The 18,468-nt window shown below is 47.2% G+C and carries 25 protein-coding genes; all 25 read right to left on the bottom strand.

What is annotated here, in order from left to right; translation table 11 throughout:
* A partial coding sequence (locus tag OWQ48_05065; protein MCY0868579.1) for a peptidase U34 occupies positions 1 to 275 on the bottom strand: 275 nt, incomplete at its 3' end.
* A gap of 151 nt (positions 276 to 426) precedes the next feature.
* Complete coding sequence (locus OWQ48_05060) at positions 427 to 909, bottom strand: 30S ribosomal protein S15 (protein MCY0868578.1); 483 nt, start codon at positions 907 to 909, stop codon at positions 427 to 429.
* Between the two features lie 95 nt (positions 910 to 1,004).
* A complete protein-coding gene (gene rdgB, locus OWQ48_05055; protein MCY0868577.1) occupies positions 1,005 to 1,577 on the bottom strand; it encodes an RdgB/HAM1 family non-canonical purine NTP pyrophosphatase in 573 nt (190 codons plus the stop codon).
* Positions 1,567 to 2,244, bottom strand: coding sequence for a Kae1-associated kinase Bud32 (locus OWQ48_05050; GenBank protein ID MCY0868576.1), 678 nt, complete (start codon positions 2,242 to 2,244; stop codon positions 1,567 to 1,569). Before OWQ48_05050 ends, rdgB begins: the two co-directional genes overlap by 11 nt.
* Positions 2,235 to 3,299: a KEOPS complex N(6)-L-threonylcarbamoyladenine synthase Kae1 gene (gene kae1, locus OWQ48_05045; GenBank protein ID MCY0868575.1), complete on the bottom strand. Its 1,065-nt coding sequence runs from the start codon at positions 3,297 to 3,299 to the stop codon at positions 2,235 to 2,237. The genes OWQ48_05050 and kae1 overlap by 10 nt, the downstream gene beginning before the upstream one ends.
* Positions 3,300 to 3,332: 33 nt before the next feature.
* A complete protein-coding gene (locus tag OWQ48_05040) occupies positions 3,333 to 3,494 on the bottom strand; it encodes a 30S ribosomal protein S27ae (protein MCY0868574.1) in 162 nt (53 codons plus the stop codon).
* Positions 3,494 to 3,835 carry a 30S ribosomal protein S24e gene (locus tag OWQ48_05035; protein ID MCY0868573.1) on the bottom strand — a complete coding sequence of 114 codons (342 nt, stop codon included), beginning with the start codon at positions 3,833 to 3,835 and terminating at the stop codon, positions 3,494 to 3,496. The genes OWQ48_05040 and OWQ48_05035 overlap by 1 nt, the downstream gene beginning before the upstream one ends.
* Before the next feature lie 16 nt (positions 3,836 to 3,851).
* A complete protein-coding gene (locus OWQ48_05030; GenBank protein MCY0868572.1) occupies positions 3,852 to 4,331 on the bottom strand; it encodes a DUF359 domain-containing protein in 480 nt (159 codons plus the stop codon).
* Positions 4,324 to 4,530, bottom strand: a complete 207-nt coding sequence (locus OWQ48_05025) for a DNA-directed RNA polymerase, subunit E'' (GenBank protein MCY0868571.1) — start codon at positions 4,528 to 4,530, stop codon at positions 4,324 to 4,326. The genes OWQ48_05030 and OWQ48_05025 overlap by 8 nt, the downstream gene beginning before the upstream one ends.
* Positions 4,527 to 5,096: a DNA-directed RNA polymerase gene (locus OWQ48_05020; protein ID MCY0868570.1), complete on the bottom strand. Its 570-nt coding sequence runs from the start codon at positions 5,094 to 5,096 to the stop codon at positions 4,527 to 4,529. The genes OWQ48_05025 and OWQ48_05020 overlap by 4 nt, the downstream gene beginning before the upstream one ends.
* 93 nt (positions 5,097 to 5,189) lie before the next feature.
* Positions 5,190 to 5,633, bottom strand: a complete 444-nt coding sequence (locus OWQ48_05015; GenBank protein ID MCY0868569.1) for an RpiB/LacA/LacB family sugar-phosphate isomerase — start codon at positions 5,631 to 5,633, stop codon at positions 5,190 to 5,192.
* Positions 5,634 to 5,691: 58 nt separating this feature from the next.
* Positions 5,692 to 6,210, bottom strand: coding sequence for a hypothetical protein (locus tag OWQ48_05010; GenBank protein ID MCY0868568.1), 519 nt, complete (start codon positions 6,208 to 6,210; stop codon positions 5,692 to 5,694).
* A 120-nt stretch (positions 6,211 to 6,330) separates the two neighbouring features.
* Positions 6,331 to 6,468, bottom strand: coding sequence for a hypothetical protein (locus tag OWQ48_05005; protein MCY0868567.1), 138 nt, complete (start codon positions 6,466 to 6,468; stop codon positions 6,331 to 6,333).
* Between the two features lie 98 nt (positions 6,469 to 6,566).
* Positions 6,567 to 6,761, bottom strand: coding sequence for an ATP-binding cassette domain-containing protein (locus OWQ48_05000; GenBank protein MCY0868566.1), 195 nt, complete (start codon positions 6,759 to 6,761; stop codon positions 6,567 to 6,569).
* Positions 6,761 to 7,588, bottom strand: coding sequence for a carbohydrate ABC transporter permease (locus tag OWQ48_04995; GenBank protein MCY0868565.1), 828 nt, complete (start codon positions 7,586 to 7,588; stop codon positions 6,761 to 6,763). The genes OWQ48_05000 and OWQ48_04995 overlap by 1 nt, the downstream gene beginning before the upstream one ends.
* Positions 7,589 to 8,449 carry a sugar ABC transporter permease gene (locus OWQ48_04990; protein MCY0868564.1) on the bottom strand — a complete coding sequence of 287 codons (861 nt, stop codon included), beginning with the start codon at positions 8,447 to 8,449 and terminating at the stop codon, positions 7,589 to 7,591.
* Positions 8,450 to 8,468: 19 nt separating this feature from the next.
* Positions 8,469 to 9,725 carry an extracellular solute-binding protein gene (locus OWQ48_04985; protein MCY0868563.1) on the bottom strand — a complete coding sequence of 419 codons (1,257 nt, stop codon included), beginning with the start codon at positions 9,723 to 9,725 and terminating at the stop codon, positions 8,469 to 8,471.
* Positions 9,689 to 9,901, bottom strand: a complete 213-nt coding sequence (locus OWQ48_04980) for a hypothetical protein (GenBank protein MCY0868562.1) — start codon at positions 9,899 to 9,901, stop codon at positions 9,689 to 9,691. Before OWQ48_04980 ends, OWQ48_04985 begins: the two co-directional genes overlap by 37 nt.
* 195 nt (positions 9,902 to 10,096) lie before the next feature.
* Positions 10,097 to 10,999, bottom strand: a complete 903-nt coding sequence (locus OWQ48_04975) for an ABC transporter permease (GenBank protein ID MCY0868561.1) — start codon at positions 10,997 to 10,999, stop codon at positions 10,097 to 10,099.
* Positions 10,996 to 12,069, bottom strand: coding sequence for an ABC transporter permease (locus tag OWQ48_04970; GenBank protein ID MCY0868560.1), 1,074 nt, complete (start codon positions 12,067 to 12,069; stop codon positions 10,996 to 10,998). The genes OWQ48_04975 and OWQ48_04970 overlap by 4 nt, the downstream gene beginning before the upstream one ends.
* 14 nt (positions 12,070 to 12,083) lie before the next feature.
* A complete protein-coding gene (locus OWQ48_04965; GenBank protein ID MCY0868559.1) occupies positions 12,084 to 13,598 on the bottom strand; it encodes an ABC transporter ATP-binding protein in 1,515 nt (504 codons plus the stop codon).
* 122 nt (positions 13,599 to 13,720) lie between these two features.
* Positions 13,721 to 14,983 (bottom strand): BMP family ABC transporter substrate-binding protein, encoded by a 1,263-nt coding sequence (locus tag OWQ48_04960; GenBank protein ID MCY0868558.1) that lies wholly within the window; start codon positions 14,981 to 14,983, stop codon positions 13,721 to 13,723.
* A gap of 126 nt (positions 14,984 to 15,109) precedes the next feature.
* Entirely contained in the window at positions 15,110 to 16,339 is a 1,230-nt protein-coding gene (locus tag OWQ48_04955; protein MCY0868557.1) for a hypothetical protein, read from the bottom strand.
* Between the two features lie 180 nt (positions 16,340 to 16,519).
* Positions 16,520 to 17,494 (bottom strand): ABC transporter ATP-binding protein, encoded by a 975-nt coding sequence (locus OWQ48_04950; GenBank protein MCY0868556.1) that lies wholly within the window; start codon positions 17,492 to 17,494, stop codon positions 16,520 to 16,522.
* Positions 17,495 to 17,500: 6 nt separating this feature from the next.
* Positions 17,501 to 18,466, bottom strand: a complete 966-nt coding sequence (locus tag OWQ48_04945) for an ABC transporter ATP-binding protein (GenBank protein ID MCY0868555.1) — start codon at positions 18,464 to 18,466, stop codon at positions 17,501 to 17,503.
* Between the last annotated feature and the right edge of the window lie 2 nt (positions 18,467 to 18,468).

The raw sequence follows: 18,468 nt of genomic DNA, 5'->3' as shown, positions 1-18,468 counted from the left end.
CTAGTGAAAACCGCTACGTTACCCATTACTACTCCATGCTCATTAACTCCCATTTCAGCACCATAAGTCCACCATGGACGAGACAGTAGTACAGCGTAAGTCTCTTTGACATGCTTTACAAAGCCGCTGGTTGCTTTAACTACATCCTCGCTGCGCTTCACGCGAGGAACAAATTCCAGGATCTGAGGTTCATTCGGCTCTCTATCGCTATTCTTACCGAAGATAACTAGGCTACCAGCTGTTGAGTTAGAGAGTGCTACTATCATATCGCACATAATGAAACTCCCATTGTACTCTAATCTCTATTTAATGTAAAATATGTTGAGGGTGCCGTTGACTTATAGCTGGGTATCCTTCTCCTAGTCTTACTCTCAGCGAAGGTAGTGCTCTACGGAGACAAAGGGTATTTCAAGCCGTCTAACTCGACTACCGATGGGTGATCGAGTATATGCCTTGGGAGACGAGTAGTTTGGCTTTCTCGGGATCGTATACCCAGTCGTGTGGTAGCTTCCCAATCCTCTTATAGTACTTTACCAGCCGGTGTATCTTGGATTCTACTTCTATTAGCCCCTTCTTACTGTGCTTGTCTTTCGGGTGCTCCTCTAAGTGTCTTCTCAGGTTTATTGCCTTCCGGATGAGCGACATTAAATCCTCGGGTATTGATATCTTAACGCCGTGCTTCTCGAGTATCTCTGTTAGCCTTCTACCTGTAACCTGTTTCACCAGTGGGATACCGTATTGATCTCTTAGTATAACTCCAATCATTGATGGAGGATACCCTTTTCTAGCCAACTCGACTACTAGTAGCTCTACGTCGCTTGGACTCATCTCTAGCTTCAGCCAGCGGGGTGGGCCTGCCCTCGCAGGCCTCGTGGAGTGTGACTGCCCTCTATCCCTCTTCTTGTTCATGCCTCTAAACCCCTGACCTTTAGTAGCAGGTGCTGCTTTAAAGCCTATACTACTCGAAATTAGAAGGTGGCTTTTAAATATGTAGTCTCAGCTCACTAGTAGCCTGCAATACTTTTTATCTCCTCGAAGATTCTTCTCACAGCTTTAGCTCTATGACTGTACTTGTTCTTTTCATCAACACTCATTTCAGCGAAAGTTTTATCAGGCTTGTCGAGGGGCGTGAAGATGGGGTCGAAGCCAAAGCCACCGCTACCCTTAGGCTCCAGAGTTATATACCCGCAGGTCTCTCCTTCTCCTTTTACAACTAACCCGTCACTCAGTACAGCGACAGCTACAGACTTGAAGCATGCTTCTCTATCTTCAACTCCCTCCATGAGCTTTAGTAAACCTTTGACTCCAATAGTCTTGTAGACGTAGCTGCTGTAGGGTCCTGGAAAACCATTTAAAGCCTTCACGAATAAGCCTGCATCTTCTACTACTACAGGTTTTCTTAGAATTGAGTAGCCCATTAAAGCAGCTGTTAACGCTATTCTAGCTAGATCCTCATCCTGGATCTCAATCTTCAAGCCCTTAAACTGCTTAATTTCGACCCCGTATTCTCTCGCCACGCTGGATATTTCAAGATACTTGTGTCTATTACCTGTAAGTAGGAGTAGCTTAATCAATATACCTCTCCCTCTTCAAGCTTCTTCTCAGCGATTTATCAAAGTACCTGCCTCGCACGCCTATCTCTCTAAGTCTTCTCTCTAGTTCCTCGTAGTCACCCTTATAGCGTCTTCTATATGCTTCCAGGTAGGCCTCCATGAAGTCGTTGAGGAGTGAAGGGTAGAGGGAGGCTATGCTTCTACGCAGGAGGTGGATGTCTATAGCGTACTCTTCTACATCTAAGCTGTAGCCGGCTAGCCCGAAGTCTATCATATATACTCCGCTGCTAGTATATATGAGGTTTGCTAGAGTTAAATCCCCATGGTATACTCCCATGTTATGCATGATAGCGCTCTGCTCGCCGGTGTCCCATGCTATTCTTCTAACGATTTCAATACTCGCCTGGCCTAGGATCTCCGAGGTTCTCGCTCCCTCAATGTACTCCATGACTATGACTCCACCTTCAACATCCACTAGTACTGGTGCTGGAACCCTGAGTCCAGCCTCGTAGAGCTCTGCAAGGATCTTGGCTTCTATTCTAGTCCTAGACTTAATGAAGAGCTCATCGTATAAGGGGTGCCTGTAAGGCTTGCTCACACGCTTCTTTACGACTACTCTTCTACCGAGGAGGTTTGAGATGAATACTATGGATTCAGCGCCCCAGGAGAACCCTGCTTCCTTTAAAGCCATGGGTATACCTCCTCATCCAGCCTGTATCTCTGTCTTACACGCGTCTCCTCCGGCCTGCTGGTTTTACCGTAGAGGTATAGGAGTAGCCCTGTATACGCTATCATAACACCGTTATCCCCGGCTACCTCGGGCGGTGTACCATAGTAGTCTATACCGTATATCTCTCTGAGAGCCTCCATCTTCCCTCGTAGAACCCTGTTGGATGCAACACCTCCTACTAGAAGGAGCTGCTTCTTACCTGTTAAAGCCAATACTCTCTCGGAGACCTCTACAAGCATGTTAAAGGCTGTTTCCCTCAAGCCATTGCAAATTCTACCAAGCTCTCTCCTATCTCCTCCAGCCCTCCTAGCTTGACTTAAAGCTGCTGTCAGCAGGCCTGAGAAGCTTAAGTCGTTGCCTTTCACAGTGTAGGGGAGGGGCTGGAACTCAGGGTTCCATTCAGCGCAGACATCTACTGCATGCATCCCGTTAACCACGTAGGGTGGAGCTATGCCTACCTCTCTTGCAAATGTATCAAAGAGGTTGCCTAGTGGTATATCTAGTGTCTCACCTACAACTCTAAACCTCTGATCCCTCTGAACAACCACCATTGTATTCCCGCCTGAAACATATACTACCACGGGATCGCTAAAGCCTCTGTACAGCTTGCCTATCTCTATGTGGGCGACAGCATGGTTCACGGGTACTAGAGGTTTATCGTAGTATTTTGAAAGGAATCTCGCGAGAGTAGCCCCTGTTCTCAAGCAGGGGCCTAATCCTGGTCCTACAGCGACAGCAATAGCGTCTACTTCTCCTGGTGTTAGGCCTGCCTCCTTAAAGGCCTCCACCAGCGTGCTTGGAGCTACTTTCACGTGGTGTAATGAAGCCTCTCTTGGATGAATTCCTCCTTTCTCAGGCTTGTACTGCTTGTTCACGTTTGCTAGTTCCTCGGCGAACCCCTCCCTGAATCTAACTACTCCTACACCGAAGGTATGACTTGTAGACTCCACTCCAAGCACTACGATTTCTCTGCTTTCAGCTTCAACTGGCAGTTTAACAGGGATGCGTTTTCTCATGTTTCTTCCACGTTAGGGTGGCCTCGAGGCAGCCTACTTAACGTACTCTGTGTACCCGCATTTACCGCAGTGCCATCGAGCTACTGGCTGCTTATGGAACGCCATGAAGGAGCCGCATTTAGGGCAGATCTTATTTTTTCTTCTTATAACTCCCTTACTGTAGTCTACCTCGTATAACTTGTGGATGTAGGGCATTAGGCACCAGCCTCCTGGCTTGAGATCTTCTGGAGGGCTTCCTCGTTGCGTTTAACTATGAATTCAGGCTCGAATAACCTAGCTCTCTCCTCGCTCTCATATATGTGGGCTTCGACAAGGCTGACCCCTAACCCGTACTCTGTTTCAATGCTTCTCACGTAAACGAGGCTTACGCTTCTACCATAAGCTTTAGCTAGCGCTTGTCTCAGTAGTCCTCTATTCGGGGTTCCCTCACCTGCATGTGCTACTTTAATCTTCAACTCGATTCTTCTAACTAAGGGATTGTACTTCTCCTCTACTACCACGCCACTATACTTGTCGAGCTGTATTGTCTTCGCCACCTACACCACCATTCACTTAGGCTTTAAGCACGTAGGGCTTCAATCCTTTAAGTAGTTTTAAAGCTAGCAGCTTTAAAACTCTTCTAGACCCTGTGATCTCTACAACACCTACATCAGGCTGCCCGTATATTATCTTTGAGTAGCCGGCATGCATGAAGGGGATTACTGTGAGATCCTCTTCGCCATCAACGCATACAACTCTAGCCTGACGTATAAGGGCTGCTGTGAAGGATTTCATGCTCACAGCTCCATGTGGATTATGGATTACAATACTACATGAAGCTGGATAGGGGCCTCCGCCAGCTCTCTTAGTCTTTGCGTCGACTACTATGATTCGAGCTAAATGATTCCTCGATACAACATCGCCTACAGCGACCTCGGCTTCCAGCCCTCTCACAACCCCCCTAGAAGGTGTCACATAGAGTTCTCCCTGGGGGAGAGCGAGGAAGAGCCTGTAGCTATCTGGTAGCTTTAACACTGGTGTTAAGCTACTCAATCTTCACCACGTACTTGCCTCGCGTCTCCAAGCCTAGGGTTTTAGCTACCGCTGACTTCTCAGGGTTGAAGACTATTACAACACCACTCCACTCGAAAGTAAAGTCTCGTGAACCACATACAGGGCATGTAGCAGCATCCTTTGGAACTAGTGCTCTACACTTACGGCATGCTTTGAAAGGCTTGCTTCTACTGCTCACTTAGCTCCCCCCTTTCCCTTAAGCCATTCTAGTTTACCTAGATGTGGCTGCCTCATAGTCATATGTATTCTCAATCCTTTACCTGGGAGTATTCCAAGTGTATATATGCGTGCTCTAACAGAGTCGCCTTTCTCCACTATTCTCCTCGACTCCTCGAGGAGTAGTATTGAACGGGATGCATCGTAGCTAACTCTCTCATCAGACACCTGGTTTATGTGTATGAAGCCGTCTACAACACCCAGGTTCACGTATAATCCTGCTCTCGTCACGGTGACAACTTCGCCTTCAACGATCTCCTTGATAAAGGGTGCGAAGACCAGCATATCTACCTCGACGTCGTGGTATGTGGCTCCATCTCCTGGAAGAATCCTCCCGGTTTCATCGACTTTAGCGTCAACTACAGCTACTACTACTCCAAGCTCTTCTCCTCCATCAGGCTTCTCTATGGAGACTATTGTCCCCTCATACCTGCCTCTTAATTCCTCGAGCGCGACAGCCTCTACAGGCCTACCGAACTTCGAGGGTGGTATTCTAACAACATCTCTGATCTTGAGCAGCGAGTACATTGCTTGACACCAGTTTAAGCCGGCTACTGGATAACCTAGGGTACTCTGGGTTTAAATAATAACGAGTAGACTGTGCGAGGTGGAAGCGTGGATTCAGCGCTCTCTATCCATGGATTTAAGCTTCTCGATGTTTTCTATCTCACCTGGATCCACGCTACTAGTAGAGAAGAATGCATCAAGTATCTCCTTAGCTAGCTCCTCACTTGTAAGCCTAGCACTTAACGCGAGAACGTTAGCATCATTCCATTTCCTAGCGCCTTCAGCATTCTTCGAGTCCGTGGCGAGGGCTGCTCTAACACCTCTCACCTTATTGGCTGCTATGGAAACCCCGGTTCCAGTATAGCATATAACCACCCCGTAGTCTACCTCCCCTCTAGCCACCATTGAGCCAACCTCGAAGCCTACATCAGGCCACGGGTAGGGCTTACCGGTGGCGAGAGCCCCGACAACTTTAACCTCGAATCCCTTACCTCTAAGATACTCTACTATGAAGCGGGCAATACTGTACGTGTCATCTGAGCCTACGGCGACACGCATTAACACCACCATGTTAAAGTAGAAGCATGAGAATCGTTTAAACGCTTATTCTTCGACACTACTCTCTGAGCGTTGCTATCCTGCTGCCATCAGGACTGAAGATGTAGAGTCTCTTTAAAGCTATATGGGCAGTGTCGCCTGGCTTTAGTGAATCCCCTGGTTTAACTAGGGCTTTAACCATATGGCCGCTAACATTTATTATAGCGTAGTCTCTAGAACCTGCTGTTTCAACAAACTCAACAGTACCCTTTAATCTATACTTTGCTCTAGCCTCCTCTACTGAGGCTGAGGCTTCATCAGGTCTAATACCTATTTTAGATCCCTCCGGTATCCTAATTAAATCTAAGCCTTCAATAGACTTCACTATACTCCAGTCCAGTATATTCATTGGTGGATCCCCGATGAACGAGGCTATGAAGAGGTCGGCGGGCTCTTCGTAGAGCTCCTTAGGCTCTCCCACCTGTATTACCTTGCCCTTGTGTATGACTACAATTCTATCTCCTACAGCAAATGCGTCAGCTTGATCGTGTGTGACGAGTATTGTTGTTATACCGAGGTCTCTTTGAATCTTCTTCACGAACGCTCTAGCAGTGACTCTTACTCTAGCATCCAGGTTTGAGAATGGCTCGTCTAGTAGTAGGACACTAGGCTCTTTTACTAGTGCTCTAGCTAAGGCTACTCTCTGCTGCTGCCCGCCCTAAAGCTGGCCGGGGTATCTGTCGAGTACCTCACTTATCCCTAGGATGGATGCGATCTCCTCAATCTTCTTCTTGATCTCGCTTTTAGGGACACCCTTGATCTGGAGAGGAAATGCAATATTATCGAAGACCTTCATGTTGGGATATAACGCCCAATTCTGGAATACCATTCCTATATCTCTTTTCTGCGGTGGAACGTATATTCCTTTTTCAGCGTCAACTACAACCCTACCATTTATTGTGATGCTTCCCTTCGAGGGTTTTCTAATCCAGCAATACTTCTAAGAAGTGTTGTCTTACCTGACCCTGAGGGGCCTAGGATTACTAGGAATTCACCCTTATAGACATCTAAGTTCACGTTATCTAGTGCTATGACTCTCGGTGGAAAGATCTTTGAAAGCTCTTTAATCTCGATGGCGACATCGCTCATTAAGCTTTAACACCTCCACCATAGGCTTGAAGCCCTCTAATGAAGTATCTCCCTAAAGCTATAAATACGATGAGAGGCGGTAGAGAGCCTATGAGGGCGGCTGCAAACATCTCGTTGTAGAGATTACCACTCTGACCCACATAGCTGAAGATCTTGAGTGTTATGTGCTTCTCGTAGCCTAGAGTAGTCATTAAGGGAATGTAGAAGTTATTCCACGTCATAATTAAGAGGAAGATCATAGTTGAAGTAAGCCCTGGCCCTAGAAGCGGCAGAACTACCTTCCTGAATATTCTTAGATCCCATGCTCCATCCACCATGGCTGCCTCAACGTAGAATCTCGGCACAGCAGAGATAAAGATAACCATTAATAGCGCTGCCATCGGAGTGTAGTAGGTCATGAATGCCACGGCTAACCCGGGCAGAGTATTGTAGAGCCCGAGTGATCTAACAAGTCTTATAAGCGGTACTAGTATAGCCTGGTAGGGTATGTAGGTTGCTATAGCTATAGCTATCATTATGGTGTTGCTCAGCTTATCCATTCTCCTGTATATAGCGTAAGCTGCGAGAGCGCCGAGAAACGTGGATGCTCCTGCAACAGGTACAACAACCAGCACGGTATTAATGATTGGGGTTTCCAGCTCCCCTGCCACTTTCACTAGAGTCTCTAAGCTTGGATTCATTGGAGGGGAGAGAACAGGGGTCCCCTGGACTTCAGCCAGGCTTTTCAGAGAGCCTGATATCAAGCTATACACTGGTATAATCCATAGGATCCCGAAGACAGCTATTATTAAGCTTGCAACCACCTGGTTCCTGGCGTAGCTGACCATTCACCCTGCACCTCTTAGAATCCACCTTCTAATACCATACATGGAGTAGGGGATAGCTATGAAAGCTGAGACAGCTATTATGACTATAGCGGCAGCTGAAGCCAGGTAAAGGTACATGGAGGTGAACCTGCTAAAGATATACATAACCATGGTCTCCGTGAAGGGGTTCAAGAACAACATTGAGTAGGGGAGGTCGAACATCTGTATAGCGAATAATGCCAGGAATATTGTTGAGAGAATGAATCCCTGGGAGGAGTTAGGTAGAATGATTCTAGCTAGTATAGTTAGCACACCAGCTCCATCCACCATAGCACTCTCAATGAGACTCCTGTTGACATTGTAGAATGCAGCAAGATAAAGCATTGCTGAGAAGCCAGCGTAAACCCAGACTGACGTTAAAACAGTGCTCCAGAAGGCGTTACCGCCTTCAAGCCAGGCCGGCCCCTTAATACCCACTTCTGCTAGGATGGCATCGAAGCCTTTGTACTGGTCGTAGAGCCACCTCCAGATGATCCCGGATACCACGAGGCTAAGGGATAGAGGGTAGAGGAAGAGTGCTACGAGAGTATTCCTCACCCTAGAACTTGTAAACTGGTATATGCTTGTAGCAAGTAGAAGCCCTATGGTATTACCCAGGAAGACTAATAAAACCGCCCATAGAAGAGTTCTTTTAAAGGATTCAACGAACTCAACACTCGAAAAGAGGTCCTCGAAGCCTTGCAAACCAATGAAATCTGCTCCACGGGAGATGGGTGTGAAATCGTGTGTTGCAATGTAAACATTCCAAAATATCCCGTAGTAGAGGAGGCCTGCGAATACGAGGATAGGGGATATGAAGAGGAAAAAGGTTTTAGAGTTCATGTTCATTAGAGCTCCCTCTTTAAGCCCATGGAGGCAAGTAGCCTGCGAACGGCTTCTCCTTAGTACCCATTATGTAGCCGCTCTGCTCCCACTGCGTTCTCTCGGAGGCTAGCGCCTCCCTTACAGCATTATACCATAAATCTGTGTTCTTGGTTTGAGCTAATAGTACAGCCTGCTGGAGTAGCTTCTGCCATACATCAGAGAAGAGGGCTCCATGCGTTAAACTGAAGACCTGGGCGTTAGAGTTCTTGTACTCTTCTACCTCCCATCTCTGAATGGATGTTGGGTAGATATCAGCTGGTATATCAGGGTAGTCGGCTATGCTGCCTTTAAGCGGGTTGAATATCTTCTGGCCGTCTCTTGAAGCGAAGAACTTAGCGAACTCTAATCCTAGCTGGGCCTGCGGGCCTTTAGGCACGCCTACTGCATCTATAACCATGTTGTATATGCCACTAGTGCCGGGGAATGGAGCGACTATTATATTGCAGTCAGGGGTGATATTGGTCACTGGGCACATCTTAACATTCGGGTATACGTTGTATATTAAGCCTACAGCCCAGTCGCCATCAACGTGGAATGCCCCATTACCTTTAACTACTTGATCCACTGCGCCAGTCCAGTCGAGGGAAGCCCAGTTGCTTGGGAATGTGTCTGCTAGCTTAAGGAATATGTTTGTTGCCTCAATTATAGCTGGATCATTAGGGCTGAGAGTTCCATACATGAACTCAACGAATTTCGTCGGGCCTCCTACAGCCAGGAATATCTGCTCCCATAAGTGGAGTACTGTGAAGAGGTCTGCTCCAGCTTGCACCATTGCAGGTACTCCATTCTGCTTAAGTGTCTCAGCAGCACTCACTAGCTCCTGTAGTGTTGACGGGGGTTTAATACCATACCTGTCCAGGACCTGCTTATTCATGAATATCAGGTTAGCTCTGTGCAGGTTCACAGGTAAAGCGTAGAGGTTCCCTGACAGCATACATGCTGCCCCAGGAGGTGTGGAAGCGATATCAATCTCCTTCGCTATACTGGTTAGATTCTCGAAGTCGCCGGCGCCATGAGGAGCAGCACTAAAGTAGCTTATGATCTCGGGGCCGCAGTGAACTTGGAATGCTGCTGGAGGATTACCAGCCATGATTAACGCTATAATAGCGAACTTAGCGTTAACACCAGCACCTCCTGGTACAGCTGTCTTTTCAACTTCTATCCCAGTCTTCTGAGTGAAGTTCCCTATCAATGCGTCTATAGCGAATCTCTCAAGGCCAGCCCACCAAGCCAAGTGTAGAAGCTCATTTTCTTCGGCGGGGCAGGGGTAGTGGTTGGAGCGGTACCAGGCCATACTGTAACGTAGATGATGGCACCGATGACTATAACAGCGAGGATTACGGCTATCAGGATGTATAATGTAGTCTTCTTTCCAGGAGTAGCCATTGAATCCAGCCTCCCTTCTAACACCCACTGATAGTTATCCTATAGTAGGGCTTTTAAGTTTTATGCTCTTCTCTATATTCTATACGAGTAGATATCATAAACACTACAAAACTCCCACAAGCTGGTTATTGAGGTAATGAGGCTAGTAGCCTAGAGGGATAGTGGGTTGCAGGCTTAGCTTGAACTAGGAATTGAATTAAAATGTCCTTCGGAGGAAAACTATTCGCCTTCTCTAACGTAGGGTATGCCGACGCTTCTCGGAGGCTTCGATTTACCTATGACGCCGATGGTTACCAGTAGTGTTGCAATATAGGGGATAGTATTCATTAAGGGTACTGGTATGATGGCTTTAGCAGCCTCTATGTTTTTAAGGTACTCGGTTAGAGTCCATAGGGAGCCGAAGAGGAAGCTTCCTCCTAAAGCGTACAGTGGATTCCAGTTAGCGAAGTTCACTAATGCGAGAGCTATGAAGCCTCTTCCAGCTGGAAGCTCTTTTGTGATAGCTGCCAGCCAGTCTATGCTTAGAACAGCGCCAGCTAGACCTGTTATCGCTGCACCTATCACTGTGGCTGCAAGCTGTATTCTCTCCACGTGGACTCCTACAACATCAGCTGCCTCAGGGTTCTCGCCGCAGGCTCTCAGCTTAAGTCCCAGACTGCTTCTATATATCACGAGGAATAATACTACAACGAGAACCAGGGATGCTATGAAGAGAGGTGAGACCCCTAGCCATGGTATCTTCGGTACTTTAACACTAGGGGTGTAGTATCCTCTAACCTTCCATACCGCTTCTATCCCGTATGCTACGAAGCCCCCTGCAAACAGGTTTACTCCTACCCCGGAGACTATCTGGTTGCCTTTAAGGTAGACGCTTATAACACCGTGGATTAATCCTAAGAGAGCACCTGAGCCTATTGCAGCAGCTACTCCTAGCCACGGGTTTAATGTTGCATCCGCTACTGCTACAGCTGTGAAACCAGAGATCAGCATTATACCCTCTAATCCTATGTTAACCACACCACTCCTCTCAGCTAGGATCTCGCCTAAAGCTGCTAGCAGTATTGGCGTCATAGCCCATGTTGATAGCAGGGCTACATCTAAAGCTAGCTTTGAATCAATCAAGCCTCCTCACCCCTTAAGCTCTCCTTTACCCTCATTCTCCTAACAATATAGGAGGCTATTGGTACTGCTAGTGATATAACGATTATACCCTGTACTGCTTTCACCATTTCGAGCGGCACGTTAGCTGTGATCTGCATGCCTCTAGACCCCGCTGTAAGCATGCCTATAATCACCGATGACAATATAATCAGTATTGGGTGATTCCATCCCAGTAGCGCGACTGTTATACCGCTAAAGCCTAATCCAACTATATTTGATGCGCCTGTTGTAATAGCGTACTCTGGAGGTCTACCAGCGATCTCGAGGACACCGGCGAGCCCTGAGAGAACCCCTCCAATCACGAATACGTATAGTATCTGTAGTCTCGGATCTATTCCAGCGTACCTAGCTGAGCGTAAGCTGTACCCTGAAACCCTAATGCTATACCCGAGTCTCGTGTACCATAACACAATGAACGTTAGGATCACGGCTATTAATGCTATTATCAGGGAGAAGCTGAGCTCTGTCCCCTTGAATAGCAGGGGTAGCCTGCCTTCAGGCGGCATTGAGATAGTTTTATCAGGGCTCTTCGGATTATAGTAGACGTATACTCTAGCATACTCTACTATCCAGAAGGCTATCCAGTTGAGCATTATTGTTGAAACTACCTCGTTGATATTCCTCCATGCTTTAAGCACACCTGCTATAAGACCCCATAGAGCTCCTAGAGCCGAGCCTAGAATTACTGCCAGTGGGAGGTAGAGGTAGCCTGGTAGGCTCATAGATGCCACTATTACTGCGCCAAGAGCACCCATGTAGACTTGACCTTCAGCACCAATATTGAAGATCCCTGCCCTCATGCTTACAGCAAAAGTTAAACCGGTTAGCATGAGAGGAGTAGCGTAGCTTAGGGTCATCGCGGTGTAGTATGGGTCGCCTAGGTTTAATGATGTCTGGAAGAGGCTAGCGTAGGCGATGAATGGGTTATAGCCGCCTAAAGCCATGAGGACAGCTCCTATAAGGAAGCCTACTGCCAGCGCTATTAGAGTGTTTAATAGTAGCGGGATATTCTCTTTGAGCGCAGTCGACATGAGCCACCAGCCTCCTACATGCCTTTAGCCTGTTCTAGCGTGAAGCCTCCCATCATTAAGCCCAACTCCTTCTCAGTGACACTAGATGGTTCTACTACTCCCATGATTCTCCCCTCATATATAACAGCGACTCTATCGCTGAGGCTTAATACCTCGTCTAGATCAGAGGATATAAGGAGTACTGCCTTCCCGGCATCCCTCATCTCCAGTAGCTTCCTCCTCACGTATTCTGTGGCAGCTACATCAAGTCCTTTCGTCGGCTGAGATACTAGTACAACCTTTGGATCTCTAGAGAACTCTCTTCCAACAAGCAGTTTCTGCTGGTTTCCTCCACTCAAGCTTTTCACCGGGGCATTCAGAGATTTCGTGTATACATCGAACTTCTTGACCACTTCCTCGCTGAACTTCTTTACCTCGCTCTTCCTTAGCATGGAGAGCTTGTTAATGAATCTATGATTCCACAGCTGTGTTAATATCATGTTCTCTGGTATGCTCATCTCTACTACTAATCCAACCTTTCTATCGTCAGGTATATAGGATAATCCAAGCTTGTACCTTTCCATTGTGGGGAGGCGTGTTATATCCATGTTATCTAATAGTATTCGGCCCTTAGAGATACTTCTTAAACCAGCTATTGCTTCAGCCAGCTCCACCTGCCCGTTACCCTCTACACCAGCGATACCCAGTATCTCGCCGTACCGGACTTCAAGTGAAACACCTTTAACAGCCGGGGCCCCCATATCGTTTAATACGTAGAGATCCTCGACTACTAGAGCTGGTCTACCAGCTTCCCTGGGCTTCTTCTCGAGCTGTAAGAAGACTTCCCGTCCAACCATCATTTTAGCGAGTTCTGCAGGACTAGTCTTACTGGTTTCCACTGTGCCTACTACTCTACCTCTCCTTAAAACTGTAATTTTGTCTGTTATCTCGAGGACTTCTCTTATCTTATGCGAGATGAATATCACAGTTTTACCTTGACTCTTAAGCGCCTGGAGGCTCCTGAATAAACCCTTAGTTTCCAGTGGTGTTAGATTCGTTGTAGGCTCGTCTAGTATGAGCACGTTGACGTTTCTAGCCAGCATTTTCACTATCTCAATACGCTGCCTGACACCGAATGGGAGGTCTTCGACTACTGCATCCAAGGGTATTTCAAGCCCAGAGCTTTTAGCCAGCTCGGCTACCTCGCTTCTAGTTAACGGCTTCTTTAAGCCTAGGACTATGTTCTCGTATGCTGTGAATGCTGGCACGAGAGATATATGCTGGTGCACCATTCCAATACCGAGGCTTAAAGCATGAGCCGGGCTCTTGATTCTAACCTTCACGCCACCCACGTATATCTCGCCGGATGTCGGCTTTAAGAGACCTGAGAGAATCTTCATTAGTGTTGTCTTACCAGCCCCATTCTCACCGAGCAACCCGTGGATTTCTCCTCTTCCAGCCTTGAAGTCCACGTGTCTTAACGCTACAGTGCCGTCCGGGTATACCTTCGTAATATCCTTCATTAATACTGATTCTCCAGCAGCCTCCATAGTAGACCCCAGGTTATTAACCACTCTTCTAGCCGAGGTTTCACTCTTAAATCTTACCCTCGAATGAGATAAAATGAGAAAATAAGGTAAAAATAGCTGTGTAAGGGCTTGCAGCAGGTTTCTTAGCCGACGTTAAGAGCGCTTCTAACCTCTGCTATGGATTCCGATGAGTACGGTATTTTAGCTGCTATATCAGCGAAGCTTAACCCGCTTACTTTAACGCCAGCTGGATCAGCTACCAGCTTATCCTTCAGCTTGAAGACTTCATCCCAGATCCATGATGGAATAGAGTCCCTCATAGCTTTAACCTTACTGTATATTTCATCCCTGTTTACCTTCTTCCCAGCTTGAATTGCTATCTGCAGGAATGTATCAAGGTCTTCCAGGGTACTGATGCCTACACCTCCCTCCTTAAGGCCTAGCTCGAGGATTCCACCATACTCGCTTATCTTGCCATTCTTGTAGTCTAGTGCTCTTTGAATAGCTGTGTACACGCCTACATCAACTCTCTTCATCATTGAGGCTATTATAAAGCCTGGTTTAATCCAGTCTTGATCCGCATCTACTCCAATAGCGAACGGGGGTCCCTGGCTCCTCCCCTGACTCTTACAGTATTCTTCTACAGCCTCGAATATTCCGATTCCTGTTGCACCAGCAACATTATATACTAGTCCTGCGCCAAGCCCTAGCTGGGCTTGGGTAGCAGTCTTACCTTTAGCCGGGTCGTTGAAGGCACCTGTGTAAGTGTAGAGTATTTTCAATGGTTTAATGCTGGCTCCAGTCTTCTGGGCGTAGATGCTTTCACCGTACCTTATACCCCAGTAGTATCCAGCTTCAAACTTGTAGAGTACTGGTATCTCCATGCCGAGTACTACTCCTACAGCACTGTAGTTATAGTAGTGGGCTACCATGCCTGCTAGAGCTCCCACTAGAGCACTCCCCTCATGCTCCTTGAACAACACGCTCAGAACGTTTGGTTTATCCGGGATGTAGCCGTCTATGATAGCGAACAACTGGTTAGGATACTCATCTGCAACAGTTTTAACTGCCTCAGTCATCAGGAATCCAACTGCTATTATAACGATATACCTGCCCTCCTTAGCTAGAGTTCTAAGATTCGGCAGGTAGTCTGATTCACTAGCGCTCTGAACCTCCTTGAGCTCTAACCCAAAGTCTTTTGCAGCCTTAGAGCCGCCTAGATACGCCATATCGTTGAAGCTTAAGTCTCCTCTACCACCTACATCGTATACTACTGCTATTGCCTTCCTGGCTTCCTGTGGTTGCTGGCTAGTATAGACTAGGTATGCTGCTACTCCAGCTACTGCTACTACTACAACGGCTACAAGGATTATAGCTGCTGTTTTAGTTATAGCTTGACGACTCAATCTCCACGCACCTCTCGTTTAAACCATAATTAGGAGTAAGCAGGGTATATAAAAATCTTACTAGTATATTCAACTAGCATTATAGTCCTGCGTTGAGTGGGGCACCTTTACACATGCTTTGAAACTCTAGTCTTTGAGTAAATCGACTTTAAGGTCTAGCAGTCTTGCTAAGTCGGCTAGCTCGCTGGAATGATCTCCGAGAACTAACGCGTAGTGGTTTCCAATGCTTTCTTCAAGTATCTTTCTAGCACCTGCCAGCTTTACTTTAACTTGTGTTCTACACAGGTATGGCTTCCACTCGTGTTCAGTTATAACTCCAACACCTATCCTCAGAGTGTCAAGCTTATTATTCAACCTGTAGACTGTGACCTTCCCGCCCTCAGGGTACTCAACTCTAACTCCAATCCCCGTATTGCTCTCAAAGTGAGTGTAGATGTGGTAGCCTCCGATAATAGGGCTTGTGCAGTGAGCTATTACCACCTCGCTGTCCTCTATCCATGAAGGGTTTCCCATGAAGACTGGATTACCGGTTGCGAAGCTGCCTAGAGCTATGCTGTAGAGTAAGGGTATGTCGCCTTCACATCCAGCTGGTGTTAGATTAGTATTGAACTTAGATACAGCTAGACACGCGGTTGTCCCCTTCGCCTGTATTAGATCGAAGCATTTTATCGTGAAGCCGCATAACCTGTATCTCTCTACAATCCTCTGGAGAGCAGCGTAGACTCTTAGAGCTCTCTCCACCTCTCTAACAGGCTCCTTGAGTACTACGCTTTGAGCACTGCTTAACACTTCTCTAACAGTTTCCCCATCAGCTACAGTCTTCTCGTACTCCTCGTAGAGTTCTTCTAGTGGAATGTAGACTAGTTCGCCTAGCCCGCGCCCCCGTGCTATTTCACTGCTAGCTGTACTATATATAAGCCACGGGCTTACCCCGCCTACAACCCCGAACCTGCACTCTCTAATCCTCCTGTATGCGTCGGCGACCCTTGAAATCCTAGATAGCAGGTTTTCCAGCTCCTCTACCCCTCTATACTCTGCTACATTAAACTTGAATCCCCTGTCTCTAAGATACGCTGCAGTCTCAACTACAGCTGGTAGGCTGTTATACCTATCAGTATAGAGCACGTAGAGGAGCCTCGACTTCTCGGCAATCCTTGAAATCAAGTGTTCTGTGCCACCTGTAGCAGCTAGCACAGTGTGTACAGTACACTCTGGGAGTGAATCAATATTGCTATCTGAGACTACGCCACCGTAGAAGACTCCACGTGGAATGCGGTCTTCAATTTCTCTCCCATATCCTTCACCAATACTCAATCCGAGAGTAGAGGTGACTATGGAGAAACACGTAGACTTCAAGCTGCTTAACACCTCATCGAATTAACAGCTATCTCATTGATAGTGTAGGCTTATAACAGTGCTCGAGGAGCTTTAGCCGCCAGGATTCCAGATGTGCATGCCACTAAAACTATTCAGGAATACCTTAATGTAGTTAATACTACCGTGAAAACTAGAAGAGCGTGTTCCCCCATTTTATATTTAAGCGTAAAGCCAGCACTTCACTTTTACCCTCCCTAAGTCGATTAACGGGGGTTCTTTCACCTCACAGATCTGTCGCTTGAAGGGGCATCTGTCAGCGAAGACGCATCCTTTAGTCCTCTTCGTGATATCGATCGAGCCAGCACTGTATTTGAGTTTCGCCCCCCAAGTTCTATCTATTAGCGGTACTGATTCCTTCAGTAGCTTGGTGTAAGGGTGGTTCGGCTCCTCTAGGACTTCAGGAGGCCCTTCCTCCATTAACTGCCCTCTATACAAGACTACTATGCGGTCACTAGCGTAGTGTGCTAGCGAGTAGTCGTGGGTTATTACCACTGGTGTAACCCCGTACTCCTTCTTTAAGTTTATGAATATGTTGAGTATATCTATTCTCGTCGAAGCGTCAACCATGGATACTGGTTCATCAGCTATTATGAACTGCGGCTTAGGAAGGAGCGCCCTCGCGATCGAGACTCTCTGCAATTGCCCGCCGCTTAACTGGTGGGGGTACTTTCCTTCAAGGTCTTGTATTCTAAGGCCGAGTCCCTCAAGTACATCCGAGATCATGGTTTTAGCAGCTGTTGGGTTGTCCTTGAGCTCGGGGAAAAAGTTTCTTACCGTATCGTAGAGGACATCCAGTACTTTCCTTCTTGGATTAAAGCTGGCGTAGGGGTCTTGGAATACTCCTTGAACCCTCCTAAAGTACTCTTTTATCTCACTCCACTTCCTTAGATTCCATGGGTCTATTGCTCTCTCACTAGTATACATTACAATGTTACCACCTGATGGCTTTAACAGCCTTAGAACCATCTTTGCTATCGTGGATTTACCGCTACCCGACTCGCCGAGAATACTTAGTATCTCACCACTACGTATATCGAAGCTTACTCTATCAACAGCTACAATCTTCTTTTTACCTAGGACTCCAAGGCTATATATTTTGGTTAACTCCTTTAACCTGATGAAGGGTGTGCTCAACCCTGGTCACCTCTGAGCGTACAGCCAGCATGCAACGTAGTGGCCTGGTTCTACTTCTACTAGTGGTGGCTCCTCCCTCCTGCAGATATCCCTGGCTAGAGGGCACCGCGGGTGGAAGCGGCATCCAGTCGGCGGGTTGAGTAGGCTTGGCGGCGAGCCACTCAGCCCCTTAAGCATCCTGTTCTTATAGTTGACTTCAAGCGTTGGCACAGACTCCAGTAGCTTCTTAGTATACGGGTGTTTGGGGTTTGAGAGGATTTCGCTGAGTGATCCTACTTCAACAATCTTCCCAGCATACATGACTGCAAGCTTATCGGCAATCTGCCTCACAGTAGCAATATCATGTGTAATGTATATCAGCGACCTCACTATTCCTCTATCTCTCAGCTCTTTTAAGAGCTCGAGTACGTGTCTCTGCGTTGTTACATCGAGAGCTGAGGTCGGCTCATCAGCTATCAGGAGGTCTGGAGAGAACATTGTGGCAATAGCTATTACCACCCTCTGCCTCATGCCGCCTGATAGCTCGAGAGGGTAGACGTCTAGTATGCTGTCGGGTAGGCCTATGAGTCTCGCTCTCTCAGAGAATACTTTAACTACCTCTTCGAAGTCTCGTTTCTTATCTCTAGCTAGGTCTCTCAGGAAGGTTCTAATCTTCTTTATTACTGGAAGTGAGTCCAAAGCGTACTGAGGTATAATAGAGATCCTAGTTAGTAGGAGGTCCTTTCTCTCCTGCTGCTTTAATTTAACAAGCTCGATCTCCTGGAATCTCGCGGATCCACCCATAATCCTCATCGGTGGCTTTGGCTGTATTAAACTCATGATTAGCGTTGTCTTCCCGCTCCCGCTTTCACCTATCAGCCCTAGGATCTCTCCTCCCCCTAGTTCAAGGTTAACACCGTCTACAGCCTTTACGTAGCCTGAGGAAGTCTTATAGTAAACTCTGTAATCTCTAATTGTGAGGATGCTTCTCATGC

Source organism: Desulfurococcus sp., from assembly GCA_026626905.1.
In the GTDB taxonomy this organism is placed as follows: domain Archaea; phylum Thermoproteota; class Thermoprotei_A; order Sulfolobales; family Desulfurococcaceae; genus Desulfurococcus.
This window is presented reverse-complemented; position numbering and strand designations above follow the sequence as displayed.